Origin of the sequence: Pseudomonas sp. 9.1(2019) (genome assembly GCF_009910445.1) — a bacterium.
In the GTDB taxonomy this organism is placed as follows: domain Bacteria; phylum Pseudomonadota; class Gammaproteobacteria; order Pseudomonadales; family Pseudomonadaceae; genus Aquipseudomonas; species Aquipseudomonas paraversuta.
On the sequence record NZ_VBWF01000011.1, the window covers coordinates 262,670 to 285,328 of the forward strand.

Genomic DNA, 22,659 nt, shown 5'->3' on the forward strand with positions numbered 1-22,659 from the left:
ATAAAATACCCCCTACCCCCCGATAAGATTTACTGGTAAGGCACTACTCAACTGCTACCCGATGATGTGCCGTCCATATTTTAGAGCCTGCACGCCTCCTAAAACCGTTTCAGCAGGTCTCGGCGTGACACGTTTTACCTCAGTCGTGCCCTCGTGCTCTCAGTAATGCCCACCCTTTTACATGGGCACGACTGCACTCAAAGGGCACGTCTGAAAAAAAACACACCAACTCTCAGGCGCCTAATCCGGCCAACAATCCAAAGCAAAAAAATCTAACAAATCCAAATGTGAGTAGGAATATGAGTAGAAAAACATTCCACCTTTACAAATCTCATGTAGTACGTGGCCTAAAGGCTAAAGTTCGAGTCTCCCTCGGACTCGTTCCTGCCCGTGATCTACGCCGCCGACCGTGAGGACGACTGGACCTCGTCCACCACTTGGGAGAAGACCAACCCGGCGTTCAACGTCACGGTGATGGAACACTTCTATGCCCAGGAATGCGCCAAGGCCCGCGCCCTGCCGTCCTATGAGAACACCTTCCGCCGCCTGTACCTAAACCAGTGGACCGAATCCGACAGCCGCTGGCTGTCTTCGGATGCCTGGAACGCATGTGGCGGGCCGGTGCCCGATCTGACCGGGTGCCGTGGGTGCAACAAGGGCACATCATCACCACACATGGCGCTGTGATCGACTATGCCGTCATTCGCCGCACCATCAACGAACTGGGCGAGCTGTATCAGATTGAAGAGATTGCCTTCGGCCGCTGGAACGCCAGCAAAATCAGTGTGCAGCTTGAGGGTGACGGCTTTGAATTGATCGGCTTCGCCAGTATGAGCGGCCCAACCAAGGAGCTGGAGACGCGAGTGATCGGCTAGATCCTGCGCCACGGCGATAACCCGGTGCTGAACTGGATGGCCGCCAACGTGACCGTAGAAGGTGATGCCGCGGGTAACGCCAAATCGAGCAAGAAGAAATCCACCGAGAAGATAGACGGCATTGTCGCCAGCATCATGGATATCGGTCGCGTCATGGTCGCGTCGGATCAGCCCGTAGAGACAGAGGTATGTTTCGTATTACCACCGTGACTCTGGACGAAGCCAAGCTACACCTACGTGTCGATCATGACGCAGAGGACGATTACCTGCTGGGATTGATCCTGGCTGCTGAGACACACGTCAGCATGTACCTCGGCGATGACTTACCCTAGCCTATGCCCGCATCGATCAAGGCCGCTGTTCTGCTGCTGGTGGGCGATCTGTACGAGAACCGAGAGCGCCAGGGCGACCGGACGCTGACCGAGGGCACCGCTTACATGCAACTACTGGCGCCGTACCGCTCGATAAGCGTGCTGTGATGCTTGCGGGAAAGTTGCACCATCCCGCGTCTATCGAAAAGCCAAGCTATGAGCAAGATCCTGACGGAGACATGTTCGAAGCGTGGGTAGAAGGTCAGTCGGGAGGGGGTGTATATAGAGAGTATCAGCGGGCGCGAGCTTATGGCCGCCCAGGCCCCCAAACCCTTTACAAGATCACACTTCACTATCGTGCTGATCTGAAGTCGAGTTAGCGCATCCGGGAAAGAGTGAATCTGTACGAAATCACCGCCGTACTTCCCGACAGTCGCCACCGGCGGTTAGAGCTGATGTGCAAAACAGGTAAGTGACAACCCTGCTCAATATGTCTCGTATAGATGGCTAACGCACGGGCCACAAACACTTCGACCTATCTCTGCCGCCTTCACTCTCGCCGTGCGTTCAGACATACAAGCCTGAAGAGTTGACTCGGTTTCGGAAAGATCCATTTTCCGGCATATCGATTTGTTAGCGGGCCTGCACTTGTCCTCTGGCACTGGGGTCGCGGTAAAAATATGGACTTCTTCAGTGTCAGTGCGTTTCTTGAGGGTATAAACGACTTTTGCCATGATGGCTCCTTGCTATTAAAGATAAGCAAAGATGCACCTGACAACCTATGGCAGTCAATAATGAAAAGGCCTCGCAACAGAAACTCTGTGCGAGGCCTTTTTTGTCCTCTGCTGTCACCCTGCTGTCATAACGAAAATTACTGTCAGGGAAAACACGCTGAAGGCCTTGAGAAATATGGTGTCCCAGGCGGGGTTCGAACCTGCAACCTTCCCCTTAGGAGGGGGATGCTCTATCCAATTGAGCTACTGAGACAAATCATGTGCACTGCACGCGGTGTGCGGTGCGATCAACGGCGTGCATGGTAACGGGCAAGGCTTTATTTGTCATGTCGTGCGTTGGCTTTTTAACTGTCACAAGCATCGCGTACAAGTCTCGCACCCACAGAGGTCCTGCCCTGCCCCGAATATGTTGCCGTTGCCCAGGCACGCCGGGGCGATCAATTGCAGGCGCCCCGCTGCTGATAAAGGGTCATGAGCACGGTCAAATAATCGTATACAAAATGTCACGTAACGGTGCACCAGAAATTCAAATACTGCTTTTTTGCATCAAAAAGTAACAACCCCGCAAATGGCCATCATCGCCAATCGTCCATGCTTTTATCCCTCGCCTGATCTTCCCGCCCGAAATCTTGAAAAATAAAATCCATATTTTTCAGTCAGATAAATAGCAACTTTGAAATCTTCCGCTGCTGATAGCCACACGCAATTTTTCGCTGGCATGAATATCGCTTACACCCACACGCCACTTGTATACAAAACAGACAAAAACTAAGTACACGTTATTTCGTGGCCTGCGGCATCAAGCAGGCATACCGCGGACTTTCATAACCAGTGATTCTCGCTAGCCGTGACGAAGATTTGTCGAGCCCGTGCTCATGAACAGTCATCACGCTGCAGGTATCAGGAGCTTGCCAGAATGCGTTCAAGACTCTCCCCTACCATCGCTCTGGATTTACCTTCCCCGGTTTCAACCCCCGCCCTCGCTCCTGACAGCGTGTCGTCAACCCTGGCGCTCAGTCCGCGCTTGCACAACAGCGACCTTGCCCCCACCAAAACCGAAGGCCGGCGTTGGGGCAGGTACAGTATTTTTGCGTTGTGGACCAACGATGTGCACAACATTGCCAATTACTCATTCGCCATCGGCCTGTACGCACTGGGCCTGAACGGTTGGGAAATCTTGCTCTCCCTCGGAATCGGCGCGGCCCTGGTGTTCAATTTCATGAACCTGTCGGGCTATATGGGGCAGCGTACCGGGGTGCCTTTTCCGGTGATCAGCCGTATAAGTTTCGGTATTCATGGAGCGCAAATTCCGGCATTGATACGCGCAGTAATCGCTATCGCCTGGTTCGGGATTCAGACCTATCTGGCATCGGTGGTGCTGCGGGTGTTGCTGATCGCGGTTCATCCGGGGTTTGCCGAGTATGACCACAACTCGATTCTTGGTCTGTCGAGCCTGGGCTGGCTATGTTTTGTCGCCATCTGGTTCGTACAGCTGGCGATTCTTGCCTACGGCATGGAAATGGTCCGGCGCTATGAGGCGTTCGCCGGGCCGGTGATTCTGTTGACGGTGATCTGTCTTGCCGGCTGGATGTATTTTCAGGCCAACGGCACCATTGCCTGGTCAAGCCGCGAGCCGTTGAGCACCGGTGAAATGTGGCGCAACGTGTTTGCTGGTGGCGCGCTGTGGCTGGCGATCTACGGCACGATGATTCTTAATTTCAGCGATTTCTCCCGCTCTTCGCCCTGCTGCAAAACGATCAAGGTCGGGAATTTCTGGGGCTTGCCGGTGAACATTCTGGTATTTGCCGGTATCACTGTCCTGTTGTGCGGCGCGCAATTCCAGATCAATGGAAAAATCATTGAAAGCCCGACGCAAATCATCGCCTCGATTCCCAACACTTTATTTCTGGTGCTGGGCTGCCTGGCGTTTCTGATCGTTACAGTGGCCGTGAATATCATGGCCAACTTTGTCGCTCCGGCATTTGTACTGAGCAATCTGGCACCCAAATATCTAACCTTTCGCCGCGCCGGGCTGATCAGTGCAACCATTGCGGTGCTGATCCTGCCGTGGAATTTGTATAACAGCCCGCTGGTGATCGTTTACTTCCTGTCCGGTCTCGGCGCCCTGCTCGGCCCGCTGTATGGCGTGATCATGGTCGATTACTGGCTGGTACGAAAAGGTCAGGTCGATGTGCCGGCGTTGTACAGCGAAGACCCCAGCGGCACTTACTACTACTCCAATGGCGTCAATCTACGTGCGGTCGCTGCCTTCGTTCCTGCCGCACTGATCGCCATCGTGCTGGCCCTGGTCCCGGGCTTCCACACCGTTTCGCCGTTTTCCTGGCTGATTGGTGCAGGTATCGCGGCGATGCTCTATCTGATCATCGCCAAGCGCCAACCCTATTACGCCCAGGTCAGTGGCGAATCGATTGCCGTCGAGAATGCCAGCCATTGATCTGTCACGGTCTGCCTGGTGCAGACCGCCCCCCCTCACTTCAAGGAGAGCCCATGCGAATTCTCGTGGTTAATGTCAACACCACTGACAGCATCACCCAGGCCATTGCCCGCCAGGCGCAGTCGGTGGCAGCGCCCGGCACCGAGATCATCGGCCTGACCCCCGCTTTCGGCGCAGAGTCGGTGGAAGGCAATTTTGAGAGTTATCTGGCGGCCATCGCGGTAATGGACTGTGTCATGGCCTATGACCGGCCTTTCGATGCGGTCATCCAGGCCGGGTACGGCGAGCACGGCCGCGAGGGGTTGCAGGAACTGCTTGATGTGCCAGTGGTGGATATCACTGATGCGGCGGCGAGCACGGCGATGTTTTTGGGGCGGGCCTATTCGGTGGTCACCACCCTGGATCGCACCGTCCCGCTGATTGAGGACCGCCTGAAGCTGTCGGGGCTCTGGGATCGTTGTGCGTCGGTGCGGGCCAGTGGTATGGCGGTGCTGGAGCTTGAGGCGTCACCGCACAAGGCGTTGGAAGCCATTGTTCGCCAGGCCGAACTGGCAGTTATCGAAGACAAGGCCGAGGTTATTTGCCTGGGTTGCGGGGGGATGGCCGGGCTTGATGAACGCATTCGCCAGCTTACTGGAGTGCCGGTGATCGATGGCGTGACGGCTGCTGTAACCATTGCCGAATCACTGGTGCGCCTGGGGCTGTCTACGTCCAAGGTACGCACTTATGCAACGCCCCGGCCCAAGGCGATTGCCGGCTGGGCGGCACGGTTCTGCCGATAGCTACGGGCGGCTGACTTGCCCATGACGGCATGACTGGCGGGGTGCTGCCGGCAGCTGTCGTGCAATTTGCACTACAGCAAAAAGCCATCATTGCAATCTGCAATCATCCGCCCTTTAAAAACCCACTCAAGAAGCTGTTTTATAAGGGTTTTACCCTATAAAAAAGTTGGCACGAAGAGTGCTCTATCAACAGTAATCAGTCCATGCCCTCAGAGATGACCGCCATGAACAGCACTCTTTTACTGTTGAACGCCCTTGGGCTTGCCGTCCTGGTGGCTTTTCACTTTCAACCAGCCCCCACCGCCCCACAGACTGCCGAGCTGGTCACTTACAACAAACCGCTGACCCCCATGCCACAACTGGCTGTGATGACAGAGACCGATCAGGTTGCACCTCGATTGACGGCTGAACGCCCCGTGGCCAGCGCAAATATTCAAGACGAGCGCTGGTTTTTTTAAAGCAGCGCCTGAACAACCCGGCTAAGCCGTCGACTCGCAGTTACGCCGAGTGGGCAGCAGGGGCCACGCTCGCATCAATAAGCGCCAACAAACCTTGAACGCCCCGGGACAGCGTGGCCGAGTTATTCAGTACCGACACCTGCTCTGCCTGCAGCTCATCAGTGGTATCGAGAAACAATTGATTGCGCTGCAGACGGGCGCTGATTTCAGCCGGTGTCTCCCGGCCACGCGCCAGCAAACGCTGGTGCAGCACCCGGGTATCGACGCAAACCATGATCGCCAGCAGATCCGGGTAACGTTCACGGGCGTTTTTGAGGTAGCCGCGGGAGCCGTTGACCAGTACATGGCGCCCGCTATCGAGCCAGTCGTCGATCTGAGCCGGAATACCGTACTCAAGGCCATTGGCCTGCCAATGCATGGCAAACGCGCCCTCCTCCTTGAGAGACTGAAAGACTTCCCGGGAAACCCCCAGCGCATCCTCTCCCACAGCCTCGCAGGAGCGGGTAATCACTCGCCGGATAACCTCACAGCCGCGCTCGGGCAGATAAGGTCGTGCTGCATCAATCAGGCTGTCCTTGCCTGAGCCCGAAGGGCCCATCAAATAAATCAATTTGCCTGGCATGATTTGGATCTCCCGGAACCTGACTGCCCGTAAACCGAGCCACCCGCAGAATGCGCAAACACATAAGGGCCGGCTAGCGGCTTTCAAGCATTCGTCGTAAAAAACGTGCCAGCGCTGCTTTCGGATGAAGAACACGACTATCAGCTTCCCAAGCCAGTGCAGATTTCCGATAATCGTTACTGGCAAAAAGCCTCTATCCGGTTCAATATTTGTCACAGAATTGACGCCAGGGAAGTGGCGGACTTAAGGCATGATGCGTGCCTCTTAACAATTCAGGTTGAACATTTGGCCACAGGGACGGTCTTAAACCACATCCTGCGGCCAATTCCGAGAACCGCTCCCCTGAACTAACCGGTTAACTATAATGCGCCCATTGAAACAGGCAATTTACTCAAGCCGTACGGCCGACAAGTTTGTCGTACGCCTGCCAGACGGAATGCGCGAGCGCATTGCCGAAGTGGCTCGCGATCATCACCGCAGCATGAACTCTGAAATCATCGCCCGACTGGAGCAAAGCCTTATTCAGGAAGGCAATCTGGGTGAAGAACTCAGCATGCGCCTGGACAGCCCCGAGCTTTCCCTGCATGAGCGTGAACTGCTGCAACGCTTCCGCCAACTCTCCCATCGCCAGCAAAATGCGCTGGTGTCCCTGATTGCTCACGACGCCGAAGCAGCATCCAGCGCGTCCTGATTCAATACAGATACAAAAAAGCCAGCACTGCGCTGGCTTTTTTATGGGCGTTATTTACGCCTGGCTGATCTGGCGCGGGTCATAGCAAGAAGATCGTTGCCAGGCCCAGAAAGATAAAGAATCCGCCACTGTCTGTCATGGCCGTGATCATCACGCTTGCCCCCATCGCCGGATCACGCCCCAGTCGGGACAGCGTCATGGGGATCAATACTCCCATCAGCGCAGCCAGCAACAGGTTGAGGGTCATGGCAGCCGTCATCACCACCCCCAGCGACCAGCTGCCATACAGCAGGTAGGCGACAACACCTATCACGCCACCCCACACCAGGCCATTGATCAGGCCTACGGCCAGCTCTTTGCGCATCAGGCGCGAGGTGCTGCCGGTATTGACCTGGTCAAGGGCCATGGCGCGCACGATCATGGTGATGGTCTGGTTGCCGGAGTTGCCGCCAATCCCCGCCACGATGGGCATCAGTGCAGCCAGGGCGACCAGTTTTTCAATGGATCCTTCAAACAGCCCGATCACCCGCGACGCAATAAATGCAGTCACCAGGTTGACCGCCAGCCAGGCCCAGCGGTTACGCAGGGATTTCCAGACCGATGCAAAAATGTCTTCCTCTTCACGCAGACCGGCCATGTTGAGGACTTCGTTTTCACTTTCTTCCCGGATCAGGTCGACCATTTCATCGATGGTCAAACGGCCAATCAGCTTGCCGTTCTTGTCGACCACGGGCGCAGAGATCAAGTCATAACGCTCAAATGCCTGGGCCGCATCGTAGGCATCTTCGTCCGGATGGAAACTCACCGGGTCGCTGGCCATGACTTCAGCCACCTGCTTCTCCGGGTCGTTGACCAGCAAGCGCTTGATCGGCAGCACGCCTTTGAGCACGCCGTCGTAATCGACCACAAACAGTTTATCGGTGTGCCCTGGCAACTCTTTGAGGCGGCGCAGATAACGCAACACCACTTCAAGGCTGACATCCTCGCGGATGGTCACCATCTCGAAGTCCATCAGGGCGCCGACCTGATCCTCGTTATAGGACAGTGCGGAGCGAACGCGCTCACGCTGCTGCCCGTCCAGGGTTTCCATCAGCTCATGGATGACGTCTCGCGGCAGCTCAGGGGCCAGGTCAGCGAGTTCGTCGGCATCCATCTCCTTGGCCGCAGCCAGGAGCTCATGATCGTCCATGTCGGCGATCAGGGTTTCACGTACCGAATCCGAAACTTCCAGCAGGATGTCGCCGTCGCGATCAGCCTTGACCAGCTGCCAGACCGTCAGACGGTCGTTCAGGGGCAATGCTTCAAGGATGTAGGCAACGTCTGCAGAGTGCAGGTCTTCAAGCTTGCGCTGGAGCTCAACAAGGTTTTGCCGGTGGACCAGGTTTTCAACCCGGTCATGGTGCTGGCCTTCCTGACGATGGGTCAGGTCCTCGACCACACGCTGGCGATTAAGCAGCTCAATGACTTGAGCGAGGCGGCTTTGCAGGCTGTCTTGAGTTTTCTTTACTTCAACTTCGGTCATAGGCGAACTCCACTCCCAGCAGCAGGGCACGCCGGAAGGATCAATCAGTCAATTCATGATTGGAAAAACGGGATGCTGAGTTTCTACTGGGTAAGTCCATGGAGGTCTTCCACAAGCCCCGGCGGGGCTGACGGGCGCAATCATACACGGCTTAAAAATTAATGACGCGAAAAATCTCGGTGATAACAACTGCTTGCGCGATGCCTGTGGTCGCTGCCGCGGTACCAACCCCAAACCTCGATCGATCCATTATGGCAGGCGCCTGAGTTTTACGACTGCCGCGCTGCCGATCGCAGCCTGGCGCCTCGACAGTCACTACCGAGAACCCAAATCGCAGACAGCAAAAAGCCCGCACAATGTGCAGGCTTTTTGGTGTTTGGTGCACTCGACAGGATTCGAACCTGTGACCGCTCGGTTCGTAGCCGAGTACTCTATCCAGCTGAGCTACGAGTGCAAGTTGTGTTTGTTAGACCAGACCACCCTGGTTGAAGCAAAGTTAACTGCCGAAGCAACTAACTCTTAAATGGTGCACTCGACAGGATTCGAACCTGTGACCGCTCGGTTCGTAGCCGAGTACTCTATCCAGCTGAGCTACGAGTGCAAGTTGTGTTTGTTAGACCAGACCACCCTGGTTGAAGCAAAGTTAACTACCGAAGCAACTAACTCTTTAAATGGTGCACTCGACAGGATTCGAACCTGTGACCGCTCGGTTCGTAGCCGAGTACTCTATCCAGCTGAGCTACGAGTGCATTTGAAGCTGCGTATTATAGACCGTTGAATCTCTCTGCCAAGTACTTTTTTCAGTAATTTCAACAACTTACCGAAATGGCTAGATTCGAACGTGCTACTTGAATAAATGGCGGAGAAGGGGGGATTCGAACCCCCGACACCCTTTTGAGATGTACTCCCTTAGCAGGGGAGCGCCTTCGGCCACTCGGCCACCTCTCCGCAACACGGGGCGTATAATAACCAGCCTTTTCCCCGTATGCAACTAAAAACTTAAATAAAATTAGAGACTTGGTTCTTCATCCTTTTCTTTCTTGATCCGCAGGTAGATTTCCTCGCGGTGCACGGCCACTTCCTTGGGTGCATTCACACCAATTCGCACTTGGTTTCCTTTGACGCCGAGCACGGTCACAGTAATTTCGCCATCGCCTATGATCAGGCTTTCCGCACATCGGCGAGTCAGAATCAGCATACGTTTCTCCTCACGCTATTCATTTCAGGGACAACAGTCTGCAAAAAAAAAGGGCTTCGGCCTACTAGCTGAACAGCTATAGCCCGCCGCGCCTTAAGTATTGACCAACATGACGAAAACAGCAGAGTTCGTTCACATCTATCAAAAAACAAAGGGCGCGGATCAACCGCGCCCTCCGGGCAACGCTTTACTCACCCTGTCGGGCAGGAGCGTCCAGTTCAAAAGCGGTGTGCAACGAGCGCACAGCCAGCTCCAGGTACTTCTCTTCGATCACCACCGAGACTTTGATCTCCGAGGTCGAGATCATCAGGATGTTGATGTTCTCCTTGGCCAGCGACTCAAACATGCGGCTGGCAACGCCCGCATGGGAGCGCATGCCAACACCGACGATCGACACCTTGGCAATCTTGGTATCACCGACCACTTCACGGGCGCCAATTTCACGCGCCGTGTTTTCCAGCACCGTCTGCGCTGCAGTGAAGTCATTGCGATGCACGGTGAAGGTGAAGTCGGTGGTGTTATCGTGCGCCACGTTCTGCACGATCATGTCGACTTCAATGTTGGTCGCACTGATCGGGCCCAGAATCTTGAACGCCACGCCCGGAGTATCAGGCACGCCACGGATAGTCAGCTTGGCTTCATCGCGGTTGAAAGCGATGCCAGAAATGATCGGCTGTTCCATGGATTCCTCTTCATCAATAGTAATAAGGGTGCCAGGACCCTCTTTGAAGCTGTGCAATACGCGCAGCGGAACGTTGTACTTGCCTGCGAACTCGACCGCCCGGATCTGCAACACCTTGGAACCCAGGCTGGCCATTTCCAGCATTTCTTCGAAGGTGATTTTTTCCAGACGCTGAGCCTGCGCCACAACCCGCGGGTCAGTGGTGTAGACGCCATCGACATCGGTGTAGATCTGGCACTCATCCGCCTTCAAGGCTGCCGCCAGCGCCACACCGGTGGTGTCAGAGCCGCCACGGCCCAGGGTGGTGATGTTGCCGTGCTCATCCACGCCCTGGAAACCTGCCACCACAACCACGCGCCCGGCCTTGAGGTCGGCGCGAATCTTCTGATCGTCGATTTGCAGAATCCGGGCCTTGGTGTGCGCGCTGTCCGTAAGGATCCGCACCTGGCTGCCGGTATAGGACACCGCTGGCACGCCGCGCTTGTTCAGCGCCATTGCCAGCAGGCCTATTGTCACCTGCTCGCCCGTGGACAGGATCACATCCAGTTCACGGGGCAATGGCTGATCGCTGATTTGCCTGGCCAGTTCGATCAGGCGATTGGTTTCGCCGCTCATTGCAGACAGCACAATCACCAGGTCATTGCCGGCTTCACGGAACTTCTTAACTTTCTCGGCGACCTGTTCGATTCTCTCGACAGAGCCGACCGAGGTGCCTCCGAATTTTTGTACGATCAAAGCCATTTCAAAGCAGCCTCAGCCCATAAAGGGCGCCCATTTATCATTCAAACGACGCGCCGTAGACGACGGCGCGTGCTGGACCTCAGATACCTTGCTCGACAAATGGCACAGTCAGGGCCAGTGCGGCGTCCAGGGCTGCAGCATCAACACCGCCGCCTTGCGCCATGTCCGGACGACCACCGCCCTTCCCGCCCACTGCCGCAGCGGCCTGCTTCATCAAATCACCGGCTTTGAGTTGGCCAGTCAGGTCCTTGGTTACGCCTGCAACCAGAACGACCTTGTCTTCATGAACACTGCCGAGCAGGATCACTGCACGGCCGAGCTTGTTCTTCAGCTGATCTACCAGCGCCAGCAGCGCCTTGCCATCCTGACCGTCCAGGCGAGCGGTCAACACTTTCACGCCTTTCACATCCACTGCAGACGATGACAGATCATCACCGGCAGCACTTGCGGCCTTGGCCTGCAATTGTTCGAGTTGTTTTTCCAGCTGGCGGTTACGCTCCAGCACAGCCGACAGTTTGTCGACCAGGTTCTCACGCGAGCCCTTGATCAGGCTGGCGGCTTCCTTGAGCTGCTCTTCAGCGGCGTTCAGGTAAGCCAGTGCGGCAGCACCGGTGACCGCCTCGATACGACGAATACCGGAGGCTACACCACCTTCACTGGTAATTTTCATCAGACCGATATCACCGGTGCGATTGGCGTGGATACCGCCACACAGCTCGACCGAGAAATTACCGCCCATGCTCAGCACGCGCACGTTGTCGCCGTATTTCTCGCCAAACAGCGCCATGGCGCCTTTTTGCTTGGCGGTGTCGATGTCGGTTTCTTCAGTCTCGACCGGGGTGTTCTTGCGAATCTCGGCATTGACGATATCTTCCAGCGCCTTGATCTGCTCGGGCTTGATCGACTCGAAGTGGCTGAAATCGAAACGCATGCGCTGACTGTCAACCAACGACCCCTTCTGCTGAACGTGCTCGCCCAGTACCTGGCGCAGGGCCGCGTGCAGCAAGTGGGTAGCCGAGTGGTTCAGCGCCGTGGCATGACGGACTTCAGCATCGACCTGCGCTTCAACGGTTTCGCCGACCTTCAGGCCGCCCGCTGCAACCACACCGTGATGCAGGAACGCGCCGCCGGTTTTAGTGGTGTCGCGCACGTCAAAACGGGCACTGCCCGCCTGCAGATAACCGCAGTCGCCGACCTGACCGCCAGATTCGGCGTAGAACGGGGTTTGATCGAGAACCACCACGCCCTCATCACCTTCATTCAGGCTGGCAACAGACTGGCCATCCTTATAGAGGGCAACTACCTTGGCCGGGCTGTGGGTGGCGCTGTAGCCGATGAACTCGGTGGGCACGTCGACCTTGACCAGGGTGTTGTAGTCCAGGCCGAACGAACTGGCCGAACGCGCACGCACACGCTGGGCTTCCATCTCGCGCTCGAAACCTTCTTCGTCCACGGTCAGGTTACGCTCGCGGGCGATGTCGGCGGTCAGGTCCATCGGGAAACCGTAGGTGTCGTAGAGCTTGAACACTACATCGCCCGGCACCACGGTGCCTTTAAGGTCAGCCAGGTCCAGCTCAAGGATTTTGAGGCCTTGCTCAAGGGTCTTGGAGAACTGCTCTTCTTCGGCTTTGAGCACGCGCTCAATGTTGGCCTGCTCGCGCACCAGTTCAGGGAAGCTCGCCCCCATCTCGGCAACCAGTGCCGCGACGATTTTGTAGAAGAAGTTGCCGGTGGCGCCCAGCTTGTTGCCGTGACGGCAGGCGCGACGAATGATGCGGCGCAGCACGTAGCCACGGCCTTCATTGGACGGCAGCACGCCATCGGCGATCAGGAAGCTGCACGAACGAATGTGGTCAGCCACCACTTTCAGCGACGCCTGGCCGTCGTTGGCGCAACCAATCGCTTGGGCTGCAGCTTGCAACAGGCTCTGGAACAGATCGATGTCGTAGTTGGAGTTGACGTGCTGCATCACCGCACTGATCCGCTCCAGGCCCATGCCGGTGTCTACCGACGGCGCAGGCAGCGGATGCAACACGCCATCGGCGGTGCGGTTGAACTGCATGAACACGTTGTTCCAGATTTCGATGTAACGGTCACCGTCTTCATCCGGCGAGCCCGGCGGGCCACCCCAGATTTCAGGGCCGTGGTCATAGAAAATTTCGGTGCACGGGCCACACGGGCCGGTATCACCCATGGTCCAGAAGTTGTCCGAAGCGTACGGAGCACCTTTGTTGTCGCCGATGCGGATCATGCGCTCGGCAGGCACGCCGACGTCTTTGGTCCAGATGTCATAGGCTTCGTCATCGCTGGCGTAGACCGTCACCCAGAGCTTGTCTTCAGGCAGCTTCAAGACACCGGTCAGGAAGGTCCAGGCAAAATTGATCGCGTCTTTCTTGAAATAGTCGCCAAAGCTGAAGTTGCCCAGCATTTCGAAAAAAGTGTGGTGACGGGCGGTGTAGCCGACGTTTTCCAGGTCACTGTTCTTGCCACCGGCACGCACGCACTTCTGGCTGCTGGTAGCACGGGTGTATGCCCGTTTTTCCTGACCCAGGAAACAGTCCTTGAACTGGTTCATCCCCGCGTTAGTGAACAGCAGGGTCGGATCGTTGTTCGGGACCAAGGAGCTGGACGGGACACGGGTGTGACCTTGCTCCTCGAAGAAGCGAAGGAAGGCTTCACGGATTTCTGCGCTTTTCATAGGTTCTTCCACGGAGGCTGCGGCCAGAGGCAAGTCAATCACGTCCATCGACAGTGCGACTCGCAAAGGGCCGCATTATATCGGCCCTTCGCCTTGGGTACAGCGTGTTTATACGATAGGCGCAGGCAATTGGACGGCCTGCACACTCATTGTTGGTTAAATTCAGTTAAAACCGAGATTACCTGCTCAATCTGCTGGCGACTGACATCCATGTGCGTGACCATTCGCAGACGCGGTGCGGCACTCAGTTTGATACCACGTTCACCGGCAAATATCTTGAGCGCTTGCGCCCGCTCACCCAGTTGCGCATAAACCATGTTGGTCTGGACCGGCTCAACTTCATAACCGCCAGCACGCAAGCCATCGGCCAGCAGCCGGGCGTGCTCATGGTCATCGGCCAGGCGCTCAACCTGATGGTCCAGCGCGTAAAGCCCCGCAGCCGCCAGCTGACCGGCCTGGCGCATGCCGCCGCCGACCATCTTGCGCAAACGCCGGGCCTTGCCGATCAAGTCCACAGTACCGCACAGCACCGACCCCACTGGCGCGCCCAACCCTTTGGACAGGCATACCGACACCGAATCGAAATGCCGGGTGATATCCGCCGCATCCACCCCCAGCCTGACGGCAGCGTTGTACAGCCGCGCACCATCGAGATGCAGGCCCAGCCCGTGCTCACGGGTAAGACGACTTGCCGCAGCCAGATACTCCAGTGGCAGGACTTTACCCTGCATGGTGTTTTCCAGCGCCAGCAAGCGGGTGCGGGCAAAGTGAAAGTCATCAGGCTTGATCGCTGCCGCGACCTGATCCAGGTCCAGCGAACCATCCGCCTGTACCTCCAGCGGCTGCGGCTGGATGGAGCCCAGTACCGCCGCACCGCCACCTTCATACTTGTAGGTGTGGGCCTGCTGCCCGACGATGTATTCATCGCCGCGCCCACAATGGGCCATCAGCGCCAGCAGGTTGCTCATGGTGCCCGTGGGCACGAACAGTGCCGCGGCAAAGCCCAGTCTTGAGGCCAGCTCCCACTCCAGCTTGTTCACCATGGGATCTTCGCCATACACATCGTCGCCCAGTGGCGCATTCGCCATGGCCTCGCGCATGCCGCGGCTGGGTTGGGTCACGGTGTCACTACGAAGATCGATAACAGTCATTGAACAAGCCTCGGCAATGGGGGGATCAGCACTTGATGCTAATCGGGGACCTCCCTTGCTAACAAGAGTACTGCGGGCAACCCCGCCATATTCAAGGCGTAACCTGACAATGGACAAATAAAACAATCTGCAAAATCGATGACTATTAGCAAAAAGCAGCAATGCATCTTTAAAACATATGTGATACAAAATGCCCGCCGCCAGAAAGGCTGGCGGCAACGTTCTCAGGGCGGGGTGCAACTCCCCACCGGCGGTAATTGCGCGCAATGCGCATAGCCCGCGAGCGCTTGGCAGGTCCTTCAGCTTTGGCTGATGACCGGCCAAGGTCAGCAGACCCGGTGTGATCCCGGGGCCGACGGTCATAGTCCGGATGAAGAGAGAACGGGATTGGCGCCAAAGGGCCGTCAACCCGGCGGGCTTGTACTGCTGCTTTATTGCCGCGTACAGCCCACCGGAGCGCACCCTTAAATCCCATTCGATTCATATGCCCTGTTTTTCACACAAACAGGAGTCAGAACATGCAACCCACCGCAATTCACCACAACGAGCGTGTAGCGTTTATCCAGGCCAGCTGGCACAAAGAGATCGTCGACCAGAGCCGTAAAGGTTTCCTCGCCGAAATGCTGGTGCAGGGTTATCAGGAAAGCGACATCGATTTCTTTGAAGTCGGCGGTGCGTTTGAAATCCCGCTGCACGCCAAACTGCTGGCCAAGACTGGCCGCTATGCCGGTATCGTCGGCGCAGCCCTGGTTGTCGACGGCGGCATCTATCGCCACGACTTCGTCGCCCAGTCAGTGGTCAGCGGCCTGATGCAGGTTCAACTGGAAACCGAAGTTCCGGTGTTCTCGGTCAGCCTGACCCCGCATCACTTCCACGCAGGCGAAGAACACCAGAAGTTTTTCTTCGAGCACTTCGTGCACAAAGGCCAGGAAGCGGCAAAAACCTGCGTCGATACCCTGCAGAAAATTCGCGCTATCAAGCGTATGGATACCCAGCAAAAACGCGCGGTGTAATTCAGGTCAATCGCGATGACTGTTGACGATGGCGCCGTGTTTACCCAATAAACACGGCGCCATCGAGCGCATCGCGAGACAAGCCCGCGCCTATAGCTAAACGAGCACCGCCGCCTTCGCCGGCTCGATAATCATCCCGGCCCGCAAACCATTCTTCACCTTTGGATTGGGGAAGATGATCCGCGCACCCTCCTCTTCGACGATCCAGTGCGTCCTGGGCGTGTCTTGCGCCAGCAAATAGCCCTTGGGCAATTCGCAGAAATTCTCGACATCCGCCGGCAAGTGCAGGACGAAGGCATCACTGTGCTTGATCACTTCGCGAGCCACGCTGAACAGCTGCAGACCTTCCAGCGAAGCATCAGCCAGGGGCGGTTCGGTGCCCTCGATGATCTGCTTCAAACGCAACTCAAGACGCTCGACGTTAACCCCGCCGTTCTGCCCGAAAGGTCGTGCCTTGCCCAGTTCCAGGGTAAAGGCTTCAGCGCCCAGCTGCTCGTAGGTGTAGGCACTGAAGACGATTGAAGGCTTGTTCTGCAGCAGGACCGCTTCCATACCGGCAGCACGCAGGCGGGCCAGCTCGTCACGGGAATGGACCCGACCTTCTTTGTAGGGATAGAGCGCGAACTGCTCGATCTTCGAACCGCGAATGGCGGTGTGCAGGTCGTAATGAAGGCGGGTACGTTCAGGAAGGCTGAAAAATGTTTCGGCCAGATGTTCAAGTTCGCACGCACGCAAGGCTTCTGGGCCGCTGCTGTTCTCGTGACGGCCGTTGAACAGCCGGTTCAGGTCCTCTTCGACAAACCGCGCTCCGGTGCGCATGGCACCAGGGTTGCCGAACAGGAACAGAATTCGGGTTCGGGGCTTGATGTCGCCCCGGGCAATGTCATTCAACAGGCGATCGAGCAACTCGATAGGCGCTGTTTCATTGCCGTGGATGCCGGCCGACAACAGCAGATCCATACCATCGTCGCGACCTTCTGGAGGGCGCACTTCAAGTGCCCCCTCGGCCAGCCAGCGCATCCGCACGCCGTCGACAGTCAGTTGAGTCTTCTCGGCCGGTTCACGTCCGGCCAGGGTCAGTTCAAGCAGTTTGCCGAGGGCGAGCATAGAGCATCCTTTATCAGTGGTTGCAGTCTGGGCCGTGAACGTGACCGTCTTCGTCGTCGCCCAGGTCAGCCGGTTCCATTTCCAGTTGCAGGCTTACAAGGTTAGTCGCCAATGGGCGCAGCAACAGGTTGGCGTATTCGGCATCGCCTTCCTCAACGTCCACACCGATCAGCAACTGGCCACGGCCGTCTTGCTGAATCCACAGTTCCTTGCCCTGCCACATGACAGCGACGCGGGTGCAGGAGGTTTCCAGCTGGGTGCCGTCGGTATCTTCAAGGATCAGCTTCAGGGTATCGGTCATTATTTAGCTCTCATTTGCGGGTGACGTTGCGTGCCCGGGGCGATAAAACCCCGGGCACGCACGTGTTCAATTGATCTGGAACGGGTAAACCGCGCCCAGTTTAAGGATTTGCGTCAGTTCATCCAGTGCCGTCCGGCATTCAAGCAACAATTGCGGGTCTGCCAGATCGCTTTCGCGCAAGGCATCGCGGTAGTGCTTGTTGACCCAACGGGTCAGCGTGTCGTACAGCGCAGGGGTCATGATAACCCCGGGATTGACCGCCGCCAGCTCAGTTTCATTAAGTGCGACCCGCAGCCGCAGGCACGCCGGGCCGCCACCGTTCTGCATGCTTTGCTTGAGGTCGAACACCTTGACCTCGCGAATCGGTCCGCCCGCCGCCGTCAGCCCTTGCAGGTACTGCCACACACGGGGGTTGCTGCGGCACTCTTCGGGCACGATCAACAGCATCGAGCCGTCAGCACGACTCAGCAACTGGCTGTTAAACAGATAAGAGCGCACTGCATCTTCCACTGCTACCTGATCACGGGGCACGCTGATCGACTGGAAGTTGCCACCACGTGCCGCCAGCTTGGCGTGCAGCTCGGCCAGCATCTGCTCGGTGTTGAGAAACGCATCCTGGTGATGGAACAACAACTCGCCATTACCGACAGCGATCACGTCGTTGTGAAACACCCCTTGATCGATCACGTCAGGGTTCTGCTGGGCAAACACTACCCCCTCTTCACTCAGGCCGTGCAGACGCGCCACGGCTTGCGAAGCTTCAAGGGTCTGGCGCGCCGGATATTTTTGCGGCGCCGGGTAGCGGCTGTCGAACGCACTGCGCCCGTATACAAAAAACTCTACCCCCGGCTGGCCATAATCCCGGCAAAACCGCGTGTGGTTGGCCGCACCTTCATCACCAAACTGAGCCACCGCCGGCAATGCCCCGTGGTGCGCAAAATGCTGCGGATCAGCAAACATCGCCCCCAGTACACGGCTGGTGGTCGGATGCTCGATGCTGCGGTGAAATTTGCAATTGAGGTTGGCAGCCGTAAAGTGCACGCGGCCGTCTGCCGTATCCGCGCCCGGGCTGACCGTGGCCGCGTTGGCCACCCACATGCTCGACGCCGAACAACTGGCGACCAGCAAGGGCATTGCTTGCTTCGCGGCGCGCTGGATGACCTGCGCATCGCTGCCGCTAAAGCCCAGGCTGCGCAAAGCGCCGACATCCGGACGTTCCTGAGGCGCCAAAACCCCCTGGACAAAGCCCATGTCCATCAGCGCTTTCATTTTTTCCAGACCCTGCAGCGCGGCTTCCTTTGGATTGGAGGCCTGCTGACTGTTGCTCTGGGAGGCGACGTTGCCAAACGACAGACCGCCGTAGTTATGGGTCGGCCCCACTAAACCGTCAAAATTGACTTCAAAGGACTTCATCGGCGAGGCTCCGGCAAACGGTTGTAATTGGCATGAATCAAAATTCTGAGGCAAACAGGCCCTGATCCTGGAGCTGGCTTGCCAGCGATGCAGGCGACGCGGGGTATCGAACGGACCACGCTGCCTCAATCGCTGGCAAACCAGCTCCCACAGGAATCGGCGCTTTAGGACATTCGCACACCGGGGGTCAACGCCGCCGGCAACGCCAGGGTCGGCGTCTCCAGAGAAGCAACCGGGTACGCGCAATAGTCAGCGGCGTAATAGGCACTGGCGCGATGGTTGCCCGACGCCCCGATACCGCCAAACGGTGCGCTGCTGGCCGCGCCGGTCAGCTGCTTGTTCCAGTTAACGATCCCGGCCCGGCTTTGCAGCCAGAACTGCTGATAACGCGCTTCGGAGTCCGACAGCAGCCCTGCTGCAAGGCCAAACGCGGTGTTGTTGGCCTCGGCAATCGCTTCGTCGAAACCGCTGTAGCGAATCACTTGCAGCAACGGCCCGAACAGCTCTTCGTCGGATCGTTCACTGACTTCAGTGACGTCGATAATGCCCGGAGTCAGCAACGCGGCATTGCTCTGCGGCTGAGTCATCTCCAGCAGAGCCACAGCCCCAGAGCCCAGCAATACTTCCTGAGCATCCATGAGGGCGCGCGCGGCACCCAACGAAATCACCGAGCCCATGAACGGTGGCGGCTGCTGATCAAAAGCCCCCACTTCGATGCTCTGGCTGACTTCAACCAGGCGCGTCAACAGACTGTCGCCCCACGCCCCTTGCGGCACCAGCAAGCGCCGGGCGCATGTGCACCGCTGCCCGGCCGAGATAAAGGCCGACTGAATGATGGTGTAGACCGCAGCGTCCAGATCGGCCACCTGATCGACCACCAGCGGGTTGTTGCCGCCCATTTCCAGGGCCAGAATTTTGTCCGGGCGACCGGCGAACTGCTGATGCAGCGCGTTACCGGTACGGCTCGAGCCAGTGAAGAACAAGCCGTCGATGCCCGTATGGGCCGCCAGTGCGATACCGGTTTCGCGCGCACCCTGCAGCAGGTTCAACACACCCGCCGGCAAGCCGGCTTCGATCCAGCACTTGACCGTCAGCTCGGCAACCCCGGGGGTCAGTTCGCTGGGTTTGAATACCACGCTGTTACCGGCCAGCAAAGCCGGGACGATATGCCCGTTGGGCAAATGGCCCGGAAAGTTATACGGACCAAACACCGCGACCACACCGTGGGGCTTGTGGCGCAATACGGCAGTGGCATCGCCCAGCGGGCCGCTCTTCTCGCCCGTGCGCTCGCGATAGCTTTGTACCGAGATTGCCACCTTGTTGATCATGCTGGTGACTTCGGTGGCCGACTCCCACAGGGGTTTGCCGGTTTCTTCGCCGATGCAGCGCGCCAGCTCATCGGCGTGGCCCTTGAGGCTGGCAGCGAACGCTTCGAGTACGTCCAGGCGCTCCTCGAAAGAACGTGTGGCCCAGGCCGGAAAAGCCTGACGTGCCGCCTGCACGGCAGCATCGACCTGGGCCGCATTGGCCCCGTTACCCGTCCACAGCACTTGCTGGGTGACCGGATTCAGCGACTCAAAGGCTTCGCCCTGCCCGTTCTGCCAGGCGCCTGCGATATACAACGTGCTCATTATTTCGACTCCCGTGGGGTCACTGGCTGGGCGGACAATGCCACTGCGCGGACTTGATCGCCGGCAGTCAGTTGCAAACGTCTGGCGGTCAATTGATCAACCACCAGCGTGCCTGCAGCAAGACGTGCCGGTGCTGCGGTAATACGGCAGTCTTCGCGCTTGCGGTTGTGGATCAGGTAAGGCGTGGCATCGTCACCCGGGGTGCCGATGGCCAGCACCAGCGCTTCACTGTCGCGCACAGCACGGATCTTGCTGGTTTCGCACTCCACTGCCGGGCCAGCGTCGAAAATATCGACATAGCCCTGGTAGCTGAAGCCTTCGCTTTTGAGCATGTTCAGCGCCGGCTCGGTGTGAACATGCACTTTGCCGATCACGGCGCGAGCGTCTTCAGACAGGAAGCAGGTGTATACCGGGAACTTGGGCATCAACTCGGCGATGAAGGCCTTGTTGCCGACGCCGGTCAGGTAATCGGCCTGACTGAACTCCATTTTGAAGAAGTGCCGGCCCAGGCTTTCCCAGAACGGCGAGCGGCCCGCTTCGTCGGACATACCGCGCATTTCGGCAATGATCTTGTTGCCGAACAACTCGGGAAACTCGGCGATAAACAGCATCCGCGCCTTGGCCAGCATGCGGCCGTTGAAGCCGGTGCGATAATCGGCGCTGAGGAACAGGGAGCACAATTCAGAGTTGCCGGTCAGATCGTTGGCCAGAAACAGGGTCGGGATTTCCCGATAGATATTCAGCTCCTGGGAGGCGCTGACCGTCAGGCCCACCCGGAAGTTGTACCAGGGCTCGCGCAGGCCTACCGCGCCGGCAATGGCAGAAATGCCGACCACCTTGCCTTCGTCGTTTTCCAGCACAAACAGGTAGTCCGCGTCGCCGCGCCCGGCTTCGCCACGGAAGGTTTTTTCAGCCCAGGTGACACGGTGCAGCAGGCGTTCTTCATTGGCCGGCAAGGTCGTCAGGCCGGTGCCAGTGCTGCGGGCCAACTCAATCAGGGCCGGTAAATCGCTATTGCGTACAGGACGAACGATCATGCTATCTCCTCAAACGGGGCTCGCTGACGAACCCCGCGAAACTCGCTAAACGCGTTAAACCGCCACCACTCGTACGCTGGCGCCTTCGCCAACACCGAGTGCTTCGGCCGCTTCCAGATCCAGCATCACCGGTTTGCCCGGCGCCCAGTCGAGTTCCAGCAGTACCGCGCGGTAATCCTGCAACTGGGCGTTGGCCACCAGATACTGGCGACCGCCGCCTTTGCCTGGCTCCCCGATCTTGACCGGTACCACGCGGCTTTGAGCAATCGAACGGATACCCGAAACCCGTGCATGCAGGGTCGGGCCACCGTCGAAAATATCGATGTAGTGATCGGTTTCGAAGCCTTCGCGCATCAGGATGTCGAAGGTAATCTGCGCCCGCGGATGCACTTGCCCCATGGCCTCCTGGGCGGTGTCGGGCAGCAAGGGCACATAAATCGGGTAGTGCGGCATCAGTTCGGCGAGGAAAGTACGGCTTTTAAGCCCGCACAGGCGCTCGGCGGCGGCGTAGTTCAGGTCGAAGAAGTTGCGGCCAATGGCGTCCCAGAACGGCGAGTCACCGTTTTCATCGCTGTAACCGACGATCTCGGTAACCACCGAATCGGCAAAGCGCTCCGGATGGTTGGCCACAAACAGCAGTCGCCCGCGGGAGTTGAGCTCGGACCAGGCCGAACCCACCAGTTCCGGCACTACATAGAAGCTGGTCAGCAGACTGTTGCCAGTGAGGTCATGGCACTGCGACAACACGTGAATCTTGTTGTGAATCTTCAGCTCGCGGGAGGCATGTACAAAGGTCTCGTTACGAAAGCTGTAGAACGGTTCCGAGTAACCGGCCGATGCCACGATTGCCGAACAGCCCACCAGTTTACCGGTGGCGGTGTCTTCGAGAACGAAGAAATAACTCTCCTCGCCGTTGAAGCTGACTTCAGCGGCAAACGAGGTTTCAGAGGCTGCGATCTTGTCGCGCAGGCGCTCGATATCGTCCGGCAATGAAGTGACACCAATCGGGCTGTCCGCAGCCAGACGCTGTACTTCGCCCAGATCAGCCATTTGCGCGGGGCGCATCACCAGCATGGTGTCACTCCTTAATCCTTGAACAACACAGAAGAAAATACCGAACCTGCAACCCCTGCAGGAGCGAGCTTTATGGGATCGCGATGCATGGCTCGCGAGCAAGCTCGCTCCTGCAGGGGTTGCGGTTCAGCATATAAAAGGGTCAACGCCTGAAAAATCAGGC

The 22,659-nt window shown here is 57.7% G+C and carries 20 protein-coding genes, 5 tRNA genes, 1 pseudogene and 1 riboswitch; of the genes and pseudogenes, 9 read left to right on the forward strand and 17 right to left on the reverse strand.

The genetic code is table 11. From position 1 onward, the window contains the following. The first annotated feature begins 384 nt into the window (after window positions 1-384). From FEZ21_RS20090 to FEZ21_RS20105, 4 genes and pseudogenes are all read left to right on the forward strand, one after another. On the forward strand, window positions 385-687 hold the full coding sequence (locus FEZ21_RS20090) for a terminase TerL endonuclease subunit (protein ID WP_238840060.1): 303 nt from the start codon (window positions 385-387) through the stop codon (window positions 685-687). Next, window positions 684-875 carry a hypothetical protein gene (locus FEZ21_RS22555; protein WP_160628294.1) on the forward strand — a complete coding sequence of 64 codons (192 nt, stop codon included), beginning with the start codon at window positions 684-686 and terminating at the stop codon, window positions 873-875. The genes FEZ21_RS20090 and FEZ21_RS22555 overlap by 4 nt, the downstream gene beginning before the upstream one ends. Before the next feature lie 3 nt (window positions 876-878). Further along, window positions 879-1,085 carry a terminase TerL endonuclease subunit gene (locus FEZ21_RS20100; protein WP_274597075.1) on the forward strand — a complete coding sequence of 69 codons (207 nt, stop codon included), beginning with the start codon at window positions 879-881 and terminating at the stop codon, window positions 1,083-1,085. Further along, window positions 1,064-1,354: pseudogene (locus FEZ21_RS20105) on the forward strand (head-tail connector protein). The gene FEZ21_RS20100 and the pseudogene FEZ21_RS20105 overlap by 22 nt, the downstream one beginning before the upstream one ends. A gap of 742 nt (window positions 1,355-2,096) precedes the next feature. Here FEZ21_RS20105 and FEZ21_RS20110 read toward each other — a convergent pair. After that, window positions 2,097-2,173 (reverse strand) — tRNA-Arg (locus FEZ21_RS20110). Window positions 2,174-2,836: 663 nt separating this feature from the next. Here FEZ21_RS20110 and FEZ21_RS20115 point away from each other — a divergent pair. The 3 genes from FEZ21_RS20115 (at window position 2,837) to FEZ21_RS20125 (ending at window position 5,615) form a co-directional block, all read left to right on the forward strand. After that, window positions 2,837-4,375 (forward strand): NCS1 family nucleobase:cation symporter-1, encoded by a 1,539-nt coding sequence (locus FEZ21_RS20115; protein WP_003440916.1) that lies wholly within the window; start codon window positions 2,837-2,839, stop codon window positions 4,373-4,375. Between the two features lie 53 nt (window positions 4,376-4,428). Further along, the gene (locus FEZ21_RS20120) at window positions 4,429-5,157 is read left to right on the forward strand and encodes an aspartate/glutamate racemase family protein (RefSeq protein ID WP_003440913.1); all 729 of its coding nucleotides are present in this window, start codon (window positions 4,429-4,431) and stop codon (window positions 5,155-5,157) included. Between the two features lie 215 nt (window positions 5,158-5,372). Then, complete coding sequence (locus FEZ21_RS20125) at window positions 5,373-5,615, forward strand: hypothetical protein (protein WP_177412955.1); 243 nt, start codon at window positions 5,373-5,375, stop codon at window positions 5,613-5,615. A 40-nt stretch (window positions 5,616-5,655) separates the two neighbouring features. Here the strand turns inward: FEZ21_RS20125 and phnN are convergent, their stop codons facing one another. Next, complete coding sequence (gene phnN, locus FEZ21_RS20130; protein WP_003440906.1) at window positions 5,656-6,237, reverse strand: phosphonate metabolism protein/1,5-bisphosphokinase (PRPP-forming) PhnN; 582 nt, start codon at window positions 6,235-6,237, stop codon at window positions 5,656-5,658. 364 nt (window positions 6,238-6,601) lie between these two features. On the opposite strand from phnN, the gene FEZ21_RS20135 reads away from it, so the two are divergent. Further along, window positions 6,602-6,928, forward strand: coding sequence for an Arc family DNA-binding protein (locus FEZ21_RS20135; RefSeq protein WP_003440903.1), 327 nt, complete (start codon window positions 6,602-6,604; stop codon window positions 6,926-6,928). A gap of 79 nt (window positions 6,929-7,007) precedes the next feature. Here the strand turns inward: FEZ21_RS20135 and mgtE are convergent, their stop codons facing one another. From mgtE to ltaE, 9 genes are all read right to left on the reverse strand, one after another. Further along, on the reverse strand, window positions 7,008-8,450 hold the full coding sequence (gene mgtE / locus FEZ21_RS20140; RefSeq protein WP_003440900.1) for a magnesium transporter: 1,443 nt from the start codon (window positions 8,448-8,450) through the stop codon (window positions 7,008-7,010). A 377-nt stretch (window positions 8,451-8,827) separates the two neighbouring features. Then, window positions 8,828-8,904, reverse strand: a tRNA-Arg gene (locus FEZ21_RS20145). A gap of 70 nt (window positions 8,905-8,974) precedes the next feature. Further along, window positions 8,975-9,051, reverse strand: a tRNA-Arg gene (locus FEZ21_RS20150). A 71-nt stretch (window positions 9,052-9,122) separates the two neighbouring features. Further along, window positions 9,123-9,199: transfer RNA gene (locus FEZ21_RS20155), tRNA-Arg, on the reverse strand. A 108-nt stretch (window positions 9,200-9,307) separates the two neighbouring features. After that, window positions 9,308-9,398: transfer RNA gene (locus tag FEZ21_RS20160), tRNA-Ser, on the reverse strand. A gap of 61 nt (window positions 9,399-9,459) precedes the next feature. Then, a complete protein-coding gene (gene csrA / locus FEZ21_RS20165; RefSeq protein ID WP_003175645.1) occupies window positions 9,460-9,648 on the reverse strand; it encodes a carbon storage regulator CsrA in 189 nt (62 codons plus the stop codon). A 187-nt stretch (window positions 9,649-9,835) separates the two neighbouring features. Beyond that, window positions 9,836-11,071 carry an aspartate kinase gene (locus FEZ21_RS20170; protein ID WP_003440896.1) on the reverse strand — a complete coding sequence of 412 codons (1,236 nt, stop codon included), beginning with the start codon at window positions 11,069-11,071 and terminating at the stop codon, window positions 9,836-9,838. Between the two features lie 79 nt (window positions 11,072-11,150). Continuing rightward, window positions 11,151-13,769 (reverse strand): alanine--tRNA ligase, encoded by a 2,619-nt coding sequence (alaS, locus tag FEZ21_RS20175; protein ID WP_160628296.1) that lies wholly within the window; start codon window positions 13,767-13,769, stop codon window positions 11,151-11,153. 146 nt (window positions 13,770-13,915) lie between these two features. Beyond that, window positions 13,916-14,920, reverse strand: a complete 1,005-nt coding sequence (gene ltaE / locus FEZ21_RS20180; RefSeq protein ID WP_003440889.1) for a low-specificity L-threonine aldolase — start codon at window positions 14,918-14,920, stop codon at window positions 13,916-13,918. A 216-nt stretch (window positions 14,921-15,136) separates the two neighbouring features. Continuing rightward, a riboswitch (FMN riboswitch) is annotated at window positions 15,137-15,307 on the forward strand. A 131-nt stretch (window positions 15,308-15,438) separates the two neighbouring features. Between ltaE and FEZ21_RS20185 the strand changes: the two genes are divergently transcribed. Then, window positions 15,439-15,933, forward strand: a complete 495-nt coding sequence (locus tag FEZ21_RS20185) for a 6,7-dimethyl-8-ribityllumazine synthase (RefSeq protein WP_010655905.1) — start codon at window positions 15,439-15,441, stop codon at window positions 15,931-15,933. A 96-nt stretch (window positions 15,934-16,029) separates the two neighbouring features. On the opposite strand, the gene astE is transcribed toward FEZ21_RS20185, so the two are convergent. From astE to aruF, 6 genes are all read right to left on the reverse strand, one after another. Continuing rightward, window positions 16,030-17,040, reverse strand: a complete 1,011-nt coding sequence (gene astE, locus FEZ21_RS20190) for a succinylglutamate desuccinylase (RefSeq protein ID WP_003440883.1) — start codon at window positions 17,038-17,040, stop codon at window positions 16,030-16,032. A gap of 13 nt (window positions 17,041-17,053) precedes the next feature. Further along, window positions 17,054-17,341 (reverse strand): hypothetical protein, encoded by a 288-nt coding sequence (locus FEZ21_RS20195; RefSeq protein ID WP_003440880.1) that lies wholly within the window; start codon window positions 17,339-17,341, stop codon window positions 17,054-17,056. Between the two features lie 66 nt (window positions 17,342-17,407). Continuing rightward, window positions 17,408-18,754 (reverse strand): N-succinylarginine dihydrolase, encoded by a 1,347-nt coding sequence (gene astB / locus FEZ21_RS20200; RefSeq protein ID WP_010655907.1) that lies wholly within the window; start codon window positions 18,752-18,754, stop codon window positions 17,408-17,410. Between the two features lie 164 nt (window positions 18,755-18,918). Further along, entirely contained in the window at window positions 18,919-20,388 is a 1,470-nt protein-coding gene (gene astD / locus FEZ21_RS20205) for a succinylglutamate-semialdehyde dehydrogenase (protein ID WP_373683739.1), read from the reverse strand. Further along, window positions 20,385-21,422, reverse strand: a complete 1,038-nt coding sequence (astA, locus tag FEZ21_RS20210; RefSeq protein WP_003440872.1) for an arginine N-succinyltransferase — start codon at window positions 21,420-21,422, stop codon at window positions 20,385-20,387. The genes astD and astA overlap by 4 nt, the downstream gene beginning before the upstream one ends. 54 nt (window positions 21,423-21,476) lie before the next feature. Next, a complete protein-coding gene (gene aruF / locus FEZ21_RS20215; protein WP_003440870.1) occupies window positions 21,477-22,496 on the reverse strand; it encodes an arginine/ornithine succinyltransferase subunit alpha in 1,020 nt (339 codons plus the stop codon). Window positions 22,497-22,659: the final 163 nt, after the last annotated feature.